Origin of the sequence: Neobacillus nitrireducens (genome assembly GCF_030915405.1) — a bacterium.
In the GTDB taxonomy this organism is placed as follows: Bacteria; Bacillota; Bacilli; order Bacillales; family Cytobacillaceae; genus Neobacillus.
Genome location: NZ_CP133262.1, coordinates 1,598,384 through 1,616,816, shown reverse-complemented (window position 1 = coordinate 1,616,816; position 18,433 = coordinate 1,598,384). Strand labels below are relative to the sequence as shown.

Below are 18,433 nucleotides of genomic sequence, written 5' to 3'. Positions count from 1 at the left end.
CATACACATCCCTTGATAGATTAAACAAAGGTTAAAATAAGGAGGTTACTAAATGAAAGACACAACTATAAATGTTATCGGTGCTGGATTGGCAGGAAGTGAAGCAGCGTGGCAGATTGCCAAGCGCGGAGTTAAGGTACGCTTATATGAGATGAGACCGGTGAGACAAACACCTGCACATCATACAGATAAATTTGCCGAATTGGTTTGCAGTAATTCTTTACGGGCAAATACATTAACGAATGCAGTAGGCGTGTTAAAGGAAGAAATGCGAAAGCTTGATTCTGTTATTATTGCTGCTGCGGATGCCTGCTCTGTTCCTGCTGGAGGTGCGTTAGCGGTTGATCGCCATGAGTTTGCTGCGAAAGTAACAGACTTGGTTAAAAATCATGAAAATGTTACGGTCATAAATGAAGAGGTAACTGAAATTCCTGAGGGAACAACTATAATTGCAACAGGGCCATTGACAAGCCCGGATCTATCAGAACAGCTCAAAGGTTTGACAGGTGAGGATTACCTTTATTTTTACGATGCTGCGGCGCCAATTCTAGAAAAAGATAGCATTGATATGGATAAAGTTTATTTAAAATCCCGTTATGATAAAGGGGAAGCAGCCTATCTTAACTGCCCGATGACTGAAGAAGAGTTTAATCGTTTTTATGATGGACTGATATCTGCTGAAACAGTCCCTGTAAAGGAATTTGAAAAAGAAGTCTTTTTTGAAGGGTGCATGCCAATTGAAGTGATGGCATCAAGGGGAAAGAAAACCATGCTTTTCGGACCGTTAAAGCCAGTTGGCTTAGAGGACCCGAAAACAGGAAAAAGGCCATTTGCTGTTGTACAACTTCGTCAAGACGATGCTGCTGGAACTCTTTTTAATATTGTCGGTTTTCAGACACATTTAAAGTGGGGTGCTCAAAAAGAAGTAATACAATTAATACCTGGGCTAGAAAATGCAGAAATTATCCGTTATGGTGTCATGCACCGTAATACGTTTATCAATTCGCCCAAGGTGTTAAATGCAACATATCAATTCCGTAATCGGGAAAATTTGTTTTTTGCTGGTCAGATGACTGGGGTAGAAGGTTACGTAGAATCTGCTGCTAGCGGATTAGTCGCTGGTATAAATGCAGCGCGTCTAATACAAGGAAATGAGCCGCTTGAATTTCCTGCAGAGACTGCGATTGGAAGCATGGCCCGGTATATTACAACTACAAACGCTAAAAATTTTCAACCAATGAATGCAAACTTTGGTTTATTTCCGGAGCTGGCGGTAAGAATTAAAGGAAAGCAAGAAAGAAATTTAGAACATGCAAATAGAGCACTAGAAACAATTCAGAACTTTGTGAAAGTTTTGTAAAGTTTATTGCAAGGGCATTGGAAGTATGTTACGATTTAGTAGCCCTTGCGAGGTGAATATTATGACAAATGTGAATGTTTTTTTAAAATTAACTAATGAGTATTTACAAATAGAAATTAATTACTCAAAATAAACTATTGAACATTATCAACATGATATCAGTAAAATTTCTTTATAAACTTTCATGTAAAAAGTCCTTTCACAGGTTACATACTTTATCTGCGAGGAAATGTGAATATATATCACTCCAAAGGGAGGCTCATCTTAATGAACCAATTTCATGCAACAACAATTTTTGCAATCCATCATAATGGTGAATATTCAATGTCTGGTGATGGACAAGTGACATTTGGTAATGCGGTAGTGATGAAGCACACAGCAAGAAAAGTAAGAAAGATATTTAATGGAAAGGTATTAGCCGGTTTTGCTGGTTCTGTTGCGGATGCGTTTACTCTTTTCGAACTGTTCGAGGGGAAATTAGAAGAATTTAACGGTAACCTTCAAAGAGCTGCTGTAGAGCTTGCCAAAGAGTGGAGAAGTGATAAAGTGCTCCGAAAGCTTGAAGCGATGCTTATTGTTATGAATCATGAATATTTGCTGCTTGTATCAGGAACGGGTGAAGTCATCGAACCTGACGATGGGATTCTTGCGATTGGTTCAGGTGGAAACTATGCATTATCCGCAGGACGTGCTTTAAAGAAATATTCTGGAGACCACTTATCTGCCAAGGAAATTGCGAAAGCTTCTTTAGAAATAGCAGCAGAAATATGTGTATATACAAACCATAACATTATTGTTGAAGAGCTATAACCGGAAGGAGACTAATTATCATGGGAAGAACAACAAACTTAACCCCTCGTCAAATTGTTGAAAAACTTGATCAATATATCATTGGACAAAAAGATGCTAAGAAAGCAGTAGCTGTTGCTTTAAGGAATCGTTACAGAAGAGGTTTATTGAACGAGAAGCTTAGGGATGAGGTTATCCCCAAAAATATTTTGATGATTGGTCCGACTGGGGTTGGGAAAACCGAAATTGCCAGAAGGATTGCAAAAATAGTTGGTGCCCCTTTTATTAAAGTAGAAGCAACGAAATTTACTGAAGTTGGCTATGTTGGACGCGATGTAGAATCCATGGTTAGAGATCTTGCTGAAACCTCTGTTCGCTTAGTAAAAGAGGAGCGGATGCAAAATGTTAAGGAACGTGCCGAAGAGAATGCTAATAGCAGGCTAGTCGATTTGCTTGTTCCATCAGCAAAAAAAGCTAATAACTATAAAAATCCCCTTGAAATGTTATTTGGCGGAGGGAATACATCTACCGAACCAGAAACAAATCAAGAAGATTATTCGATTACTGAAAAACGGAAAATTGTTAAAGAAAAATTATCCCTTGGTCAGCTCGAGGATGAAATTGTTACCGTTGAAGTAGATGAGCAGGCACCCTCTATGTTTGATATGCTTCAGGGCTCAGGGATTGAGCAAATGGGAATGAATATGCAGGATGCTTTAAGCAGCTTTATGCCGAAAAAACGTAAAAAGCGTAAATTGACTGTACGTGAAGCTCGCAAGGTGTTGACGAATGAAGAAGCTTCTAAGCTTATTGATATGGATGAAGTAAATTCTGAAGCCATTTATCGTGCTGAACAAGCTGGAATTATTTTTATCGATGAAATTGATAAAATTGCTAGTAAAAATTCAGGAGGCTCTTCTGCAGATGTATCCAGAGAAGGGGTTCAACGAGATATTCTGCCTATCGTAGAAGGGTCAACAGTGGTGACCAAATATGGTTCAATAAAAACTGACCATGTTTTATTTATCGCTGCCGGAGCATTTCACATGGCGAAACCTTCAGATTTAATCCCGGAACTTCAGGGCCGCTTCCCGATTCGAGTTGAATTGACTAAGCTAACTGTGGATGACTTCTTCAGGATTCTAATCGAACCAGATAATGCGCTCATTAAACAATATCAAGCATTATTGGAAACAGAAGGTATACAAATTGAATTTTCTGACGATGCTATTCGTAGAATTGCAGAAGTTGCGTTTGAAGTGAATCAAAACACTGATAATATTGGTGCAAGACGACTTCATACGATTCTCGAAAAGCTTTTAGAAGACTTATCTTTTGAAGCTCCGGATATTTCTATGGAGAAGATTGATATTACTCCAAAATATGTAGACGATAAACTTGGGGCAATTTCAAAAAATAAAGATTTAAGTCAGTTTATCTTATAAAATTAATTTAAAATTTAATAATGGTTGCAGCTAATTAGGAGGAAGAAACAGATGGATTTACTTACAAAAACTAGAAGAATTAACGTATTATTGCAAAAGGCGGCAGGTAAACCAGTTAACTTTAAGGAAATGTCCGAAACATTAAGTGAAACAATTGAAGCAAATGTGTACATTGTAAGCCGTCGCGGTAAACTTCTTGGGTTTTCAATTTATCAGCAAATTGAAAACGAAAGAATGAAAAAGATGTTTGAGGATCGTCAATTCCCTGAGGAATATACAAATAGTTTATTTAATATTCAAGTAACTTCATCAAACCTTGATATTGAAAGCCAATATACAGCTTTTCCAGTAGAAAATGGAGAACTATTTAAAGAAGGGTTAACTACGATTGTTCCGATTATTGGCGGTGGGGAACGTCTTGGTACCTTAATCCTTGCAAGATTACAAGAAAAATTCCACGACGATGATTTAATTCTTGGGGAATATGGGGCAACAGTTGTAGGGATGGAAATTTTACGTGAAAAGTCAGAAGAAATCGAAGAAGAAGCTAGAAGCAAAGCGGTAGTACAAATGGCGATTAGTTCATTATCTTATAGTGAACTTGAAGCAATCGAGCATATTTTTGAAGAGCTTAATGGTCGTGAAGGATTATTAGTAGCTTCAAAAATAGCTGATCGTGTTGGAATAACTCGATCAGTAATTGTTAACGCACTGAGAAAGCTTGAAAGTGCAGGGGTCATTGAATCACGTTCCCTAGGTATGAAAGGAACATATATTAAGGTCTTAAATGATAAGTTTCTGATGGAATTGGATAAATTAAGATCAAATTAATAAAAACTAATCCCCAGTATTCTGGGGATTTTGTTTTTTATTAAACTAATGCTTGATTGTTAGAATTAGATATGCTATATTATTTCATGGTGTTAATACACACGCTCATTGATCCAAACAGATGGTGCTGCCTTAAAAACAGTTTCTGTTTAGAAATGAAGTGAGCGGAGGAAAACAAACCATTAGGAGGAAAAAACATGTCAGTCATTTCTATGAAGCAATTGCTTGAAGCTGGTGTACACTTTGGTCACCAAACACGCCGTTGGAACCCGAAAATGAAGAAATATATCTTCACAGAGCGTAACGGTATCTATATCATTGACCTACAAAAAACAGTTAAAAAGGTTGAAGAAGCTTATAACTGGGTGAAGGAACTTGCTGGTAACGGCGGAACAGTTCTTTTTGTTGGTACAAAGAAACAAGCTCAAGATTCAGTTAAAGAAGAAGCAGGCCGTTCAGGTATGTACTATGTTAACCAACGTTGGTTAGGTGGTACATTAACAAACTTTGAAACCATTCAAAAGCGTATTGGCCGCTTAAAAGATATTGAGAGAATGTCTGAAGACGGTACTTTTGAAGTTTTACCTAAAAAAGAGGTTGTTCAATTAAAGAAACAACAAGAACGTCTTGAGAAATTCTTAGGCGGAATTAAAGATATGAAACAACTTCCAGATGCACTTTTCATTATTGACCCTCGTAAAGAGCGTATCGCAGTTGCAGAAGCTAAGAAATTGAACATTCCTATCGTAGGTATTGTTGATACAAACTGTGATCCAGACGAAATCGATGTAGTTATTCCTGCGAATGACGATGCGATTCGTGCGGTTAAGCTTTTAACAGGTAAAATGGCAGATGCTATCCTTGAAGCGAAACAAGGCGAAGAAGTTCAAGTTCAAGCTTAATTAAAAATAAAGGTGATAAGAGGGAGACCCTTTATCACCTTTTTTTAAAGAAGGTTTTTATTAAAAGTTTTATATTAGCTGTCATTGGCTAAGATATGGATACATAGTAAAATAAAGGAGGAATTTACATTATGGCAATTACTGCTCAAATGGTAAAAGAATTACGTGAAAAAACTGGTGCTGGTATGTTAGATTGCAAAAAGGCCCTTACTGAAACTGATGGGGATATGGAAAAAGCAATTGATTTCTTACGCGAAAAAGGGATTGCATCTGCTGCTAAGAAAGGCGACCGTATCGCTGCAGAAGGTTTAACTTATGTTGTAACTGAAGGAAACGATGCAGTTATCCTAGAAGTAAACTCTGAAACTGACTTTGTTGCGAAAAACGAAGCTTTCCAAGCGCTTGTTAAAGATTTAGCTACACATCTTTTAAACAACAAGCCTGCATCTGTTGAAGAAGCATCCACTCAAACAATGGAAAATGGTGCTACAGTAGCAGACCATATCAATGCTTCAATTGCAAAGATTGGTGAAAAATTAACACTTCGTCGTTTTACAGTATTATCAAAAACAGACAATGATGCATTTGGCGCTTACATTCATATGGGTGGACGCATTTCTGTATTATCGGTTCTTGAAGGTACAACTGAAACTGACGCTGCAAAAGATGTTTCCATGCATATTGCTGCACTTAAGCCAAAATATGTTTCACGTGATGAAGTTTCTCAAGAAGAAGTAGAGCATGAGCGTCAAGTATTAACACAACAAGCTCTTAACGAAGGCAAGCCTGCAAAAATCGTTGAAAAAATGGTTGAAGGCCGTCTTGGAAAATATTTTGAAGATGTTTGTGTACTTGATCAAACTTTCGTTAAAAACCCTGATCAAAAAGTACGTCAATTTGTTGAGTCTAAAGGTGCTACAATCCGTGAATTCGTTCGTTACGAAGTAGGAGAAGGTATCGAAAAACGCGAAGACAATTTTGCTGAAGAAGTTATGAATCAAATTAAAAAATAATTTATAACTTTTCTTGAGTTTAAAATAATTCGTTTTAAGGGAATGTTAATGAAATAAGTTTTTAAATAGGGGACACGGTGTGTTCCCTTTTTTAAAAAGAATTACATACATAAATGGAGGTTTATATGAGCGGTCCTAAGTACAAACGCGTGGTATTAAAGTTGAGCGGAGAAGCACTTGCAGGTGAATCAAGCTTTGGAATTAAACCTTCAGTAATCAAATCGATTGCTATTCAGGTAAAGGAAATCGCAGAGCTTGGTGTAGAAGTAGCTGTCGTTGTTGGCGGCGGTAACATTTGGCGCGGTAAAATAGGCAGTGAAATGGGGATGGACCGGGCAACAGCTGATTATATGGGGATGCTTGCAACGGTTATGAATTCATTAGCACTGCAAGACAGTTTGGAACACTTAGGGATTGAATCACGGGTGCAAACTTCTATTGAAATGCGCCAGGTAGCAGAGCCTTATATTAGACGACGTGCAATTAGGCATTTAGAGAAAAACCGTGTCGTTATTTTTGCGGCTGGTACAGGGAATCCATATTTTTCAACGGATACAACAGCAGCTCTACGTGCAGCAGAAATCGATGCTGAGGTCATCTTAATGGCGAAAAATAATGTTGACGGAGTATACTCTGCAGACCCTCGTATAGATGAAACTGCTACAAAATATGAAGATTTATCATTCTTAGATGTTCTTAAAGAAGGATTAGCAGTCATGGACTCTACTGCTTCCTCTTTATGTATGGACAATGATATTCCGTTGATTGTATTCTCAATCATGGAACAAGGTAATATTAAACGAGCAGTTATGGGAGAGAAAATAGGAACAATTGTGAGGGGGAAACATTAATGCCAAAACAAGTCATTTCTACCATTAAAGAACGTATGACAAAAGCGATTCAGTCATATTCACGTGAGCTTGCCAGCATCAGAGCGGGAAGAGCGAGCGCTTCGTTGTTGGACAGAATTACAATTGATTACTATGGTGCTCCGACTCCTGTCAATCAAATGGCTGGTATTTCAACACCTGAAGCAAGGCTTATTGTTATTCAACCATATGATAAATCAACGCTTGGGGATATTGAAAAAGCAATTCTGAAATCTGATTTAGGTCTAAATCCGACCAATGACGGGATGGTAATCCGCCTGTCAATTCCACAGTTGACTGAGGAGCGCCGCAAGGAGTTAGTGAAATTAGTCAAAAAGGAATCAGAAGAAGCCAAAGTAGCGATCCGTAATATTCGTCGAGATGGGAATGACGAATTAAAGAAGCTCGAGAAGAATGGTGAAATTACAGAAGATGGTCTTCGCGGACATTCTGAAGATATGCAAAAACTAACTGATGAATATATTAGCAAAATTGATCAAATCACTAAAGAGAAAGAAAAGGAAATTTTGGAAGTATAATTATTAAATAAGAACCCTCTTTTTAGGGGGTTTTTCACTATTTTATTAGGAATTTTAAGAGTTTTAATTGTCCACTGAAAGTTGTCTGAATATAATTCTTAATTCCTGCTATTTTACATAAGTTAATTATTAGAGATATCTTTTTGCTTTTTTGGTATGATAAAAACATGCTACCCCGAAATGTCCATTACATAACAACACACATGCTTCAATGGATTTGATCGATGATTTATTTTCGGAGGAAATGATTAATTAAATGGAGGAGCAATGTTATGTTTAATAAATTAAGGCTTGGGAAGAACCGAAATAACACTTCCACACTCCGAAATAAAATAGATGATATAAAAAAATCGCCTATTCCTGAGCATGTGGCTATTATAATGGATGGCAACGGACGATGGGCTAAGAAACGGGCATTACCACGTATTGCTGGTCATCACGAGGGAATGAAAGTTGTTCGAAAAACAACGAAGTTAGCAAGTGAACTCGGGATAAAAACCTTAACCTTGTATGCTTTTTCAACTGAGAACTGGAAAAGACCAAAAAATGAAGTTGAATATATTATGAGTCTGCCTGACGAATTTTTAGGAACATTTTTGCCGGATTTAATTAAAGAAAATGTTCAAGTCAAAATGATGGGTTATAAAAATCAACTTCCTGTACATACACTGCGTGCAATAGAAAAAGCTATAGAGGACACAAAAAATAATGATGGTTTAGTCTTAAACTTTGCACTAAATTACGGGAGCAGAGCTGAAATACTCGATGGTGTGAAGCAAGTCTTAAATGATTGTAAAAGTGGTAAACTGAAGGAGACAGACTTAGACGAACAAGTCTTTTCTTCCTACTTAATGACAGCTGAATTTACCGACCCGGATCTGTTAATCCGGACGAGTGGTGAAATCCGCTTAAGTAACTTTATGCTCTGGCAATTGGCCTACTCAGAGTTCTGGTTTACTGATGTTTTGTGGCCGGATTTTAATGAAGAACATTTACTTGAAGCAATTGAAACGTTCCAGAAACGCCAGCGTCGATTTGGTGGCATATAGAACAACAAAGGTGTTGAAAAATTAATGAAGCAACGAATCATAACAGCAGTCATTGCAGCTGCCCTATTTTTACCTATAGTCTATTTTGGTGGATTTCCGCTGGTGATTTTAACCTATTTTTTAGCAACGATAGGTTTGTACGAGTTATTAAAAATGAAAAAGTTAACTATTTTTTCAGTCCATGGTGTGTTAGCACTTTTGTTTCTCTGGGTGCTTCTATTCCCTGCAAAGTATCATCATATTTTAGCTTCCTTTTATTATTCAAAAATAGAGATATGCATAGCATTAATTCTTTTGCTATTAACTCTCACGGTAATAACCAAAAATCAATATACATTTGAAGACGTTTCATTTTCGATTCTATCAGCCATTTATGTAGGTATTGGCTTTTACTTTTTCTTTGAAACGAGGCAGGATGGTGGCCTTGTCTATATTTTGTATTCTTTATTTATTATGTGGGCAACGGATTCTGGTGCTTATTTTATTGGAAAGGCGCTTGGTAAAACTAAGCTATGGCCCGAAATAAGCCCTAATAAGACGGTTGAAGGTTCGATAGGCGGTGTTGTTTGTGCAGTTGTAATTGCAGTGCTCTTTGTACTCTTCTCAAACATTAGCGTTGGACTTATATCCTTAATGGGGATAACTGTTGTACTTTCCATTTTTGGACAAATCGGGGACCTAGTTGAATCGGCATTTAAGCGTCACTTTAATGTCAAAGATTCTGGTAAAATCTTACCGGGTCATGGTGGTATTCTAGATCGATTTGACAGCCTTTTATTTGTATGGCCCTTGTTACATTTCTTTCACCTTTGGTTATAAAGCGCGTGCGCTTCACATATAGGAGTTGACTTTTTATTGAAAACAATTAGCTTATTGGGTGCAACAGGATCGATTGGAACCCAAACGTTAGATATTATCCGTGAACATCCGTCTGAATTTACAATAGCAGCTATTTCAGTTGGGAAAAATATGGACTTGGCTCGAAAAATGATCGTTGAATTTCAGCCAGAGCTAGTTTCTGTACAAGACTACCATGACTGTAATACATTAAAAGCAGAGTTTCCTACTATTAAGTTCACTTTTGGTCAGGAAGGACTTATTGAGACAGCCGTATATGAAAAGGCGGATATTCTTGTTAATGCGGTGCTTGGAAGTGTGGGGTTACATCCAACTCTACAAGCGATAGAATGCGGGAAGGTAATTGCTATTGCTAATAAAGAAACACTGGTTACTGCAGGTCATTTAGTTATGGAGGCCGCCCAAAAAAATAATGTCCCACTCCTTCCAGTCGATAGTGAGCATTCTGCCATTTTTCAAGCCTTGCAGGGGGAAAAGGAAAAAAACATCGAAAGATTAATTTTAACTGCTTCAGGGGGAAGCTTCCGTGATTTCACCAGGAATGAATTGGAAAGCGTTACCGTTGAACAGGCACTAAACCATCCCAATTGGTCAATGGGGGCAAAAATTACAATTGATTCCGCGTCAATGATGAACAAAGGTTTGGAAGTTATTGAAGCACATTGGCTATTCAATATGCCATATGAAAAGATTGATGTCCTGCTTCATAAAGAGAGCATCATCCATTCAATGGTAGAGTTCCATGATAGCAGTATCATTGCCCAGCTGGGAACACCGGATATGAGGGTCCCAATCCAATACGCACTCACCTATCCTGATCGACTGCCATTGCGTTCATCCAAACGTTTGGATTTGGCGAGTATCGGAAAATTACATTTTGAAGAAATGGATATGGCGAGATTCCGATGCCTAGGGTTTGCTTATGAGGCTGGAAAAAAAGGCGGGTCAATGCCAACGGTACTGAATGCGGCTAATGAAGTGGCCGTGGCAGCTTTCCTAGAAGGGAAAATTCGATTCTTACAGATTGAAGATTTGATTGAGAAAGCATTAACCGCTCATCAAATTACGAATCACCCAAGCCTTACTGCAATCCAAGAGATAGACAAAGAAACTAGGGAGTATGTACATTCGCTCCTCTAAAACAAACTTAAAACTCAAGTAAAAGAATCTCTCTTATCCTGATAAAAAGGTGGTTTTATTTTGACTACAGTTATTGCCTTTATTGTGATTTTTGGCGCACTCGTATTCTTTCATGAATTAGGTCATTTGATTTTCGCAAAAAGGGCTGGGATTTTATGCCGTGAATTTGCCATTGGTTTTGGTCCAAAAGTATTTTCCCATAAAAGAGCGGAAACAACCTACACGATTCGGTTACTGCCGATCGGAGGATTTGTCCGCATGGCTGGGGAAGACCAGGAAATGATTGAAATAAAGCCTGGGCATCGAATTGGCTTGGTATTGGATAAGGATGAAATAGTAAATAAAATCATCTTAAATAATAAAGAGAAGTTTCCAAACTGCCGGATTGTTGAAGTAGAATTTGCAGATATCGAAAAGGATTTAATTATTAAAGGATTTCCTGACGATGAAGACGAAGTATTAAAAACCTTTAGGATAGATCCAAAAGCTGTCATTGTTGAAAATGGGACTGAATCCCAGATTGCTCCAATTGACCGTCAATTCGGATCAAAAACATTGGGACAAAGAACGATGGCTATTTTTGCAGGTCCGATGATGAATTTTGTGCTTGCGTTCTTTGTATTTATTATTATTGCCTTTTTACAGGGTGTACCTACGAATGAACCTAAATTAGGTGAGATAACACCTGACGGGGCCGCAATGACTGCGGGACTTAAAAAAGGTGATCTTATCCAGACAATCAATGGATCAGAAATTTCTAGTTGGTCTGATGTTGTCGAGGTCATTCGGAAAAACCCAAATGAGAAACTAGATTTTTCGATTCTCCGTGACAAAAAGGATTTAGATATCACGGTAACCCCAATTGAAAAAACGGTAGAAGGAAAGAAAATTGGGCTGATCGGTGTTTATAGCCCTGTCGAAAAGTCACCAATTCAAGCAGTTAAGTCAGGATTCACTGAAACTTATTTCTGGACGAAACAGATTTTTGTCATGGTTGGTAAATTAGTTACAGGTCAATTTTCAATTGATGCACTTTCAGGACCAGTTGGTATTTACCAAGCAACAGATTCCGTTGCTAAATCGGGAATTTATTATTTAATGAAATGGGCAGGGATTTTAAGCATTAACTTAGGTATTATGAACTTATTACCTATTCCCGCTTTAGACGGTGGAAGATTGATGTTTTTCGCTGTCGAGGCTGTTAGAGGCAAGCCAATTGACCGTCAAAAAGAAGGTATGGTTCATTTTATTGGATTTGCACTCTTGATGCTGCTTATGCTTGTGGTAACATGGAATGATATTCAAAGGTTTTTCTTGTAATATTGGAATTTTTAATGCCCCTGTTAATTGAAACGGGGGCATTATTTTGGAAAAAAATAAAACCGAATCATCTCGTGCCATATGATATAATTATTTTTTGATGAGATCATAATAGTCATTTTTTATAGATGGGAGAGAGAACGATGAGCGAAGATGCCATAGGCAAAAAAGAGCGATTCCAACTCTTGCTCCAGCAGATGCAATTGATTGAGGATGCTGTAGTAGTGCATTTCAACAATGCGCAAATAGATAGGTTATTAGTTGAGAAAAAGAATAGAAAGTGGCATTTTCAATTTTTATTTGAAAATATCCTTCCTTATAATGTTTATGTTCTGTTTTCGTCACAGCTCGAACGAGCATTTTCCAGCATCGCTACGGTTTCATACCATATCAATGTGACAAATCAAACCATTTCTCCAGAATTAATACGAGATTATTGGAGTTATAGCATTCAGCAAATTGATGGAATTGCTCCGCCGCTTTTAAAGCTATTACATGAACAACTTCCCGAAGTGAACGGAAATAAGCTTACTGTTTCTGTTCGTAACGATACAGAAGGGCTAGCATTAAAGCGTAAATATGCCGAGACGATTTCTAAGATATATCAATCGTTTGGATTTCCCAATTTAGCGATCGAGACAGAATTGAAAAATGTAGAGGAAAATGAGGACTACCAACGATTTTTACTTGCCAAGCAAAAGGAAGACCAAGAACGTGGACTTCAAGCAATGGTGGAATTGCAGAAAAAAGAAGCTGAAAAAGATCAAGCTTCCGGTGAATTGCCATCTGGACCACTTACGATTGGTCTAACCATAAAGGATAATAACGACTTCCGCAGTCTGATTGATATTGTTGACGAAGAAAGAAGAGTAGCTGTAGAAGGGTATATCTTTGATGCTGAGATACGTGAGCTAAGGAGCGGCCGTTCACTGTTGACCTTCAAAATCACAGATTACACCAGCTCTATCATGGTAAAAATGTTTTCACGTGACAAAGAGGACGCAGCCCTATTCCAACTTGTTAAAAAAGGAATGTGGGTAAAGGTTCGAGGCAGTATTCAGAATGATACTTTTGTCCGTGACTTAGTGATGATTGGTAATGATATTAATGAAATAAAGCCTGCTGGCCGGAAGGATACGGCACCCGAAAATGAAAAACGCGTAGAACTCCATCTTCATACACCAATGAGTCAAATGGATGCAGTTACACCTGTTAGTACACTGATTGCCCAAGCGAGTAAGTGGGGACATAAAGCAATTGCGGTAACTGATCACGCCGTTGCCCAATCCTTCCCCGAAGCTTATGGTGCTGGGAAGAAAAATGATATAAAAATTCTCTATGGCGTTGAAGTGAATTTGGTGGATGATGGGGTACCGATAGCTTATAATGACACACACCGTTTGCTTGCAGAAGACACTTATGTTGTATTTGACGTTGAAACGACAGGGCTCTCAGCTGTGTATAATTCAATTATTGAACTTGCAGCTGTTAAGATACATGACGGGGAAATCATTGACCGTTTCGAATCCTTTTCTAATCCGCATCACCGTTTATCGGCAACAACGATCAACCTCACTGGCATTACCGATGATATGGTCCAAACTGCCCCGGAAATTGAGGAAGTTCTTCGGAATTTTAAAGAATGGGCTGGCGACTCCATTCTTGTTGCACATAATGCTTCGTTTGATATGGGTTTCCTAAATGTCGGTTATAAAAAGATCGGCTTTGATAGGGCAAAAAATCCTGTTATTGATACATTGGAACTTGGACGGTTTCTCTATCCTGAAATGAAAAACCATCGTTTAAATACATTAACCAAGAAGTTTGACATTGAATTAACACAGCATCACCGTGCCATTTATGATGCTGAGGCTACCGGTTATTTACTTTTGAAAATGTTAAAGGATGCACTCGAAAAGGAAATCGAATACCATGACCAATTTAATGATAATATGGGAAAAGGTAATGCCTATCAACGGGCGCGACCCTATCATTGTACATTATTAGCCCAAACTCAAGCAGGATTAAAAAACCTGTTTAAGCTTGTATCCATATCTCACATTGAATATTTTTACCGTGTTCCTAGATTACCAAGATCTGTCCTGCAAAAATACAGGGAAGGGATTCTCGTTGGCTCTGGTTGCAGTAAAGGTGAAGTATTTGAAGGGATGATGCAAAAATCTCCAGAAGAAGTGGAAGCCCATGCTGGATTCTACGATTATATTGAGGTTATGCCGAAAGAAGTAAATGCACCATTGATTGAAATGGAATTGGTTAGCGATGAAAAAGCAATGGAAGACATTATTGCGAAAATCGTAAACCTTGGCGATAAATTAGGACTTCCAGTTGTTGCCACCGGAAATGTTCATTACTTAAATGAAAATGATAAAATATATCGAAAAATTTTAATAAACTCTCAAGGTGGAGCAAACCCTTTAAATCGTCATCAACTTCCAGACGTTCACTTTAGAACAACGAATGAAATGCTTGACGCTTTTTCCTTTTTAGGAAAAGAGAAGGCAAAGGAGATTGTCGTAACGAATACGAATAAAATCGCTGATATGATTGAGGTAATAAAACCGATTAAAGACGATTTATATACACCTAAAATTGAGGGTGCCGATGAAGAAATGCGTGAAATGAGTTATTCGATGGCACGGAGAATATACGGTGATACCTTACCGGAAATTGTGGAAGCACGGTTAGAAAAAGAACTGAAAAGTATTATTGGACATGGATTTGCGGTTATTTATTTAATTTCTCACAAGCTGGTTAAAAAATCCTTGGACGACGGCTACCTAGTAGGTTCAAGGGGGTCAGTTGGATCCTCTCTGGTTGCGACTATGACAGAAATTACCGAAGTAAATCCGCTGCCGCCTCATTATGTGTGTCCAGGCTGTAAACATTCGGAGTTTTTTAATGATGGTTCTGTCGGTTCCGGTTTTGATTTGCCTGATAAAGATTGCCCAGAATGTGGTGGGAAGTACCATAAAGACGGACACGATATTCCGTTTGAAACGTTTCTTGGCTTTAAAGGGGACAAGGTTCCCGATATCGATTTAAACTTTTCTGGTGAATATCAGCCGCGGGCCCATAATTATACGAAGGTTCTTTTCGGAGAAGAATATGTTTTTCGGGCAGGGACGATTGGAACAGTTGCTGATAAAACAGCTTTTGGCTATGTTAAGGCATATCAACAGGATAACAACCTTCAACTTCGTGGAGCTGAAATCGATCGGCTCGCTTCGGGCTGTACAGGAGTAAAAAGAACAACGGGACAGCATCCCGGTGGAATTATCGTCATCCCGGATTACATGGATGTTTATGATTTTTCACCGATTCAATTCCCGGCCGATGATAGAAATTCAGAATGGAAGACAACACATTTCGATTTCCATTCCATCCATGATAATGTCTTAAAACTAGACATACTCGGACATGATGATCCCACTGTCATAAGGATGCTTCAGGATTTGAGCGGAATGGATCCAAAAACGATTCCGACAGATGACCCTGAGGTTATGAAAATATTTAGCACGACCGAGTCCTTGGGCGTAACAGAACAACAGATTATGTGTAAAACAGGGACGCTCGGCATTCCGGAGTTCGGAACACGATTTGTCCGCCAAATGCTTGAGGATACAAAGCCAACTACCTTCTCAGAACTTGTCCAAATATCGGGATTATCTCATGGGACTGATGTATGGCTTGGGAATGCTCAAGAGCTAATTCATAATAAAACCTGTAATTTAAGTGAAGTAATTGGCTGTCGTGATGATATCATGGTTTACCTTATTTATCAGGGACTGGACCCTTCTTTTGCTTTTAAAATTATGGAATCTGTACGTAAGGGTAAAGGCTTAAGTGAAGAAATGGAAGCGGAAATGAGGAAAAACGAAGTTCCAGAATGGTATATTGACTCTTGTAAGAAGATTAAGTACATGTTTCCAAAGGCACATGCTGCTGCCTATGTACTGATGGCCGTTAGAATTGCTTATTTCAAGGTCCATTTGCCATTACTTTATTACGCAGCCTACTTTACTGTCCGTGCGGAAGACTTTGACATTGAAGCCATGTCACGTGGTTCAGAATCAATCCGGGCAAAAATAGAAGAAATTAATGCTAAGGGTTTAGAAGCCTCTAATAAAGAAAAAAACTTATTAACGGTTTTGGAGCTTTCACTTGAAATGACAGAAAGAGGATTTGTTTTCCAAAACTACGATCTATACAAATCATCAGCATCTGAATTCACCATCGAAGGCAATACCCTAATACCGCCCTTTAATTCCATTCCGGGATTAGGGACAAATGCGGCTTATAATATTGTCAAGGCTCGGGAAACAGGTGAATTTTTATCGAAAGAAGATTTGCAGCAGCGTGGAAAAGTATCAAAGACTATTCTTGAGTTTTTAGACAAACAAGGATGTCTCGCAGCTCTTCCGGAGCAAAACCAGTTATCGTTGTTCTAAATAGGAAAATACTTGACAAACCTCGATGCTATTTGCATAAAAATGTTGGTTATGGTATAGTTTTATTGGAAATACTAAGAAATACTCTCGTGATCAAGAGTGGGGAAACCCGCTCTTTCGTTTTTGTATAAATGTTTTTTCTTAGTGTAACATGATAAAACTTTCCGTGAACTACATACAATATGGGTGAAATTATCGGAAAAAGGAGGTAAAGCATGAGCAAGGTAACGGAAGTTGTAGAAGAAATAGCCACGCCTATTTTTCAAGAACTTGGTTTAGAATTAGTGGAAATTGAGTATTTGAAAGAAGGGAAAAGTTGGTTTCTTCGCGTATATATCGATAAAGACAACGGTGTTGATATTGAGGATTGCGGACTCGTTAGCGAAAAACTCAGCGAAAAACTCGATGAGCTTGATCCGATTCCCCATAACTATTTTCTTGAAGTTTCTTCACCTGGAGCAGAGCGTCCATTGAAAAAGGATAAAGATTTCCAAAAGGCAATCGGGAAAAACGTCTTTATCAAGACTTATGAACCAATCGATGGGGAGAAAAGCTTCGAAGGGGAATTATTAGAATTTAACGGTCAACATTTAAAAATCGAAATGAAGATTAAAACACGAAAGAAAACGATTGAAATTCCCTATGAAAAAGTAGCCAACGCGCGATTAGCCGTCTCTTTTTCGTAATGAAATAATAGATAAAGGATAGGGGGATACAAACAGATGAGCAGCGAATTATTAGATGCTCTTACAATACTGGAAAGAGAAAAAGGTATTTCCAGAGATATTTTAATTGAGGCAATCGAGGCAGCTCTTGTATCGGCATATCGCCGAAACTTTAATCAGGCCCAGAATGTTCGGATTGATTTGAATTTACAGGCAGGATCCATGCGTGTTTTTGCTAGAAAAGAAGTGGTCGATCAAGTTTTTGACCCTCGTCTCGAAATTTCCTTAGAGGATGCCAGACAAATCACACCTAATTACCAAGTGGAAGATATTGTCGAAATGGAAGTAACACCTAAGGACTTTGGGCGGATTGCTGCTCAAACGGCAAAGCAAGTGGTTACTCAGCGTGTAAGAGAAGCAGAACGTGGAATTATTTATTCAGAGTTTATCGACCGTGAAGAAGATATTATGACCGGTATTGTCCAAAGACTGGATTCGAAATTCATTTATGTAAGTCTTGGGAAAATTGAGGCATTGTTACCTGTAAATGAACAAATGCCAAATGAACGTTATAAGCCTCATGATCGAATAAAAGTATTTATTACCAAAGTTGAAAAGACGACGAAGGGACCGCAAATATTCGTATCTCGGACACATCCCGGACTCTTAAAACGGTTATTTGAAATTGAAGTTCCGGAAATTTATGACGGAACTGTTGAAATTAAGTCAGTTGCCCGTGAGGCCGGAGATCGGTCGAAAATCTCAGTTCATTCTGACAAAACTGAAGTAGACCCGGTTGGTTCATGTGTTGGACCTAAAGGTGCTAGAGTTCAAGCGGTAGTCAATGAACTAAAGGGTGAAAAAATAGATATTGTCAAGTGGTCAGCAGACCCGGTAGTGTTTGTGGCAAACTCTCTTAGCCCTTCAAAAGTTTTAGATGTAATGGTTAACGAGAATGAAAAAGCAACAACAGTTGTTGTTCCTGATTATCAACTTTCTTTAGCAATCGGGAAACGCGGACAAAATGCCCGCTTAGCTGCAAAATTAACTGGCTGGAAAATTGATATTAAATCAGAAACTGATGCACGTGAGATTGGAATTTATCCACGTGAAGAAACCATAAGACTTTTTGATGATCAAGTTGACACTGATTTCGATTATGAAGAAGAGTTGGACTAAAAAGT

General features: G+C 38.3%; 15 protein-coding genes. All 15 read left to right on the top strand.

Translation table 11 applies throughout. The features are described 5' to 3' along the window. The first annotated feature begins 52 nt into the window (after positions 1 to 52). The 15 genes from trmFO (at position 53) to nusA (ending at position 18,428) form a co-directional block, all read left to right on the top strand. The gene (gene trmFO / locus RCG22_RS07700; RefSeq protein WP_308106427.1) at positions 53 to 1,360 is read left to right on the top strand and encodes an FADH(2)-oxidizing methylenetetrahydrofolate--tRNA-(uracil(54)-C(5))-methyltransferase TrmFO; all 1,308 of its coding nucleotides are present in this window, start codon (positions 53 to 55) and stop codon (positions 1,358 to 1,360) included. Positions 1,361 to 1,627: 267 nt separating this feature from the next. After that, positions 1,628 to 2,170: an ATP-dependent protease subunit HslV gene (gene hslV / locus RCG22_RS07695; protein WP_066252722.1), complete on the top strand. Its 543-nt coding sequence runs from the start codon at positions 1,628 to 1,630 to the stop codon at positions 2,168 to 2,170. Between the two features lie 20 nt (positions 2,171 to 2,190). Then, the gene (gene hslU, locus RCG22_RS07690) at positions 2,191 to 3,594 is read left to right on the top strand and encodes an ATP-dependent protease ATPase subunit HslU (protein ID WP_308106426.1); all 1,404 of its coding nucleotides are present in this window, start codon (positions 2,191 to 2,193) and stop codon (positions 3,592 to 3,594) included. Between the two features lie 51 nt (positions 3,595 to 3,645). Next, positions 3,646 to 4,425 carry a GTP-sensing pleiotropic transcriptional regulator CodY gene (codY, locus tag RCG22_RS07685; protein ID WP_066252725.1) on the top strand — a complete coding sequence of 260 codons (780 nt, stop codon included), beginning with the start codon at positions 3,646 to 3,648 and terminating at the stop codon, positions 4,423 to 4,425. Between the two features lie 197 nt (positions 4,426 to 4,622). After that, positions 4,623 to 5,327 carry a 30S ribosomal protein S2 gene (rpsB, locus tag RCG22_RS07680; RefSeq protein ID WP_088086379.1) on the top strand — a complete coding sequence of 235 codons (705 nt, stop codon included), beginning with the start codon at positions 4,623 to 4,625 and terminating at the stop codon, positions 5,325 to 5,327. 131 nt (positions 5,328 to 5,458) lie between these two features. Next, positions 5,459 to 6,340 carry a translation elongation factor Ts gene (gene tsf, locus RCG22_RS07675; RefSeq protein ID WP_098261176.1) on the top strand — a complete coding sequence of 294 codons (882 nt, stop codon included), beginning with the start codon at positions 5,459 to 5,461 and terminating at the stop codon, positions 6,338 to 6,340. Positions 6,341 to 6,465: 125 nt separating this feature from the next. Continuing rightward, positions 6,466 to 7,191 carry a UMP kinase gene (pyrH, locus tag RCG22_RS07670; RefSeq protein ID WP_098261177.1) on the top strand — a complete coding sequence of 242 codons (726 nt, stop codon included), beginning with the start codon at positions 6,466 to 6,468 and terminating at the stop codon, positions 7,189 to 7,191. Beyond that, entirely contained in the window at positions 7,191 to 7,748 is a 558-nt protein-coding gene (gene frr, locus RCG22_RS07665) for a ribosome recycling factor (RefSeq protein WP_098261178.1), read from the top strand. The genes pyrH and frr overlap by 1 nt, the downstream gene beginning before the upstream one ends. Before the next feature lie 272 nt (positions 7,749 to 8,020). Further along, positions 8,021 to 8,797 (top strand): undecaprenyl pyrophosphate synthase, encoded by a 777-nt coding sequence (gene uppS, locus RCG22_RS07660; RefSeq protein WP_308106425.1) that lies wholly within the window; start codon positions 8,021 to 8,023, stop codon positions 8,795 to 8,797. A gap of 24 nt (positions 8,798 to 8,821) precedes the next feature. After that, the gene (locus tag RCG22_RS07655) at positions 8,822 to 9,616 is read left to right on the top strand and encodes a phosphatidate cytidylyltransferase (protein WP_308106424.1); all 795 of its coding nucleotides are present in this window, start codon (positions 8,822 to 8,824) and stop codon (positions 9,614 to 9,616) included. Between the two features lie 36 nt (positions 9,617 to 9,652). Beyond that, positions 9,653 to 10,795 carry a 1-deoxy-D-xylulose-5-phosphate reductoisomerase gene (gene dxr, locus RCG22_RS07650; RefSeq protein ID WP_308106423.1) on the top strand — a complete coding sequence of 381 codons (1,143 nt, stop codon included), beginning with the start codon at positions 9,653 to 9,655 and terminating at the stop codon, positions 10,793 to 10,795. A gap of 60 nt (positions 10,796 to 10,855) precedes the next feature. Beyond that, positions 10,856 to 12,115 carry an RIP metalloprotease RseP gene (rseP, locus tag RCG22_RS07645; protein ID WP_308106422.1) on the top strand — a complete coding sequence of 420 codons (1,260 nt, stop codon included), beginning with the start codon at positions 10,856 to 10,858 and terminating at the stop codon, positions 12,113 to 12,115. A gap of 143 nt (positions 12,116 to 12,258) precedes the next feature. Then, positions 12,259 to 16,584, top strand: a complete 4,326-nt coding sequence (locus tag RCG22_RS07640; protein ID WP_308106421.1) for a PolC-type DNA polymerase III — start codon at positions 12,259 to 12,261, stop codon at positions 16,582 to 16,584. A 215-nt stretch (positions 16,585 to 16,799) separates the two neighbouring features. Next, entirely contained in the window at positions 16,800 to 17,270 is a 471-nt protein-coding gene (rimP, locus tag RCG22_RS07635) for a ribosome maturation factor RimP (protein ID WP_066252744.1), read from the top strand. Between the two features lie 36 nt (positions 17,271 to 17,306). Further along, complete coding sequence (nusA, locus tag RCG22_RS07630; RefSeq protein ID WP_098261184.1) at positions 17,307 to 18,428, top strand: transcription termination factor NusA; 1,122 nt, start codon at positions 17,307 to 17,309, stop codon at positions 18,426 to 18,428. The last annotated feature ends 5 nt before the right edge of the window (positions 18,429 to 18,433 follow it).

Coding starts and splice junctions, on each gene's coding strand:
- trmFO (WP_308106427.1), top strand. CDS start 53: ATGAAAGACACAACTATAAATGTTATCGGTGCTGGATTGGCAGGAAGT.
- hslV (WP_066252722.1), top strand. CDS start 1,628: ATGAACCAATTTCATGCAACAACAATTTTTGCAATCCATCATAATGGT.
- hslU (WP_308106426.1), top strand. CDS start 2,191: ATGGGAAGAACAACAAACTTAACCCCTCGTCAAATTGTTGAAAAACTT.
- codY (WP_066252725.1), top strand. CDS start 3,646: ATGGATTTACTTACAAAAACTAGAAGAATTAACGTATTATTGCAAAAG.
- rpsB (WP_088086379.1), top strand. CDS start 4,623: ATGTCAGTCATTTCTATGAAGCAATTGCTTGAAGCTGGTGTACACTTT.
- tsf (WP_098261176.1), top strand. CDS start 5,459: ATGGCAATTACTGCTCAAATGGTAAAAGAATTACGTGAAAAAACTGGT.
- pyrH (WP_098261177.1), top strand. CDS start 6,466: ATGAGCGGTCCTAAGTACAAACGCGTGGTATTAAAGTTGAGCGGAGAA.
- frr (WP_098261178.1), top strand. CDS start 7,191: ATGCCAAAACAAGTCATTTCTACCATTAAAGAACGTATGACAAAAGCG.
- uppS (WP_308106425.1), top strand. CDS start 8,021: ATGTTTAATAAATTAAGGCTTGGGAAGAACCGAAATAACACTTCCACA.
- RCG22_RS07655 (WP_308106424.1), top strand. CDS start 8,822: ATGAAGCAACGAATCATAACAGCAGTCATTGCAGCTGCCCTATTTTTA.
- RCG22_RS07640 (WP_308106421.1), top strand. CDS start 12,259: ATGAGCGAAGATGCCATAGGCAAAAAAGAGCGATTCCAACTCTTGCTC.
- rimP (WP_066252744.1), top strand. CDS start 16,800: ATGAGCAAGGTAACGGAAGTTGTAGAAGAAATAGCCACGCCTATTTTT.
- nusA (WP_098261184.1), top strand. CDS start 17,307: ATGAGCAGCGAATTATTAGATGCTCTTACAATACTGGAAAGAGAAAAA.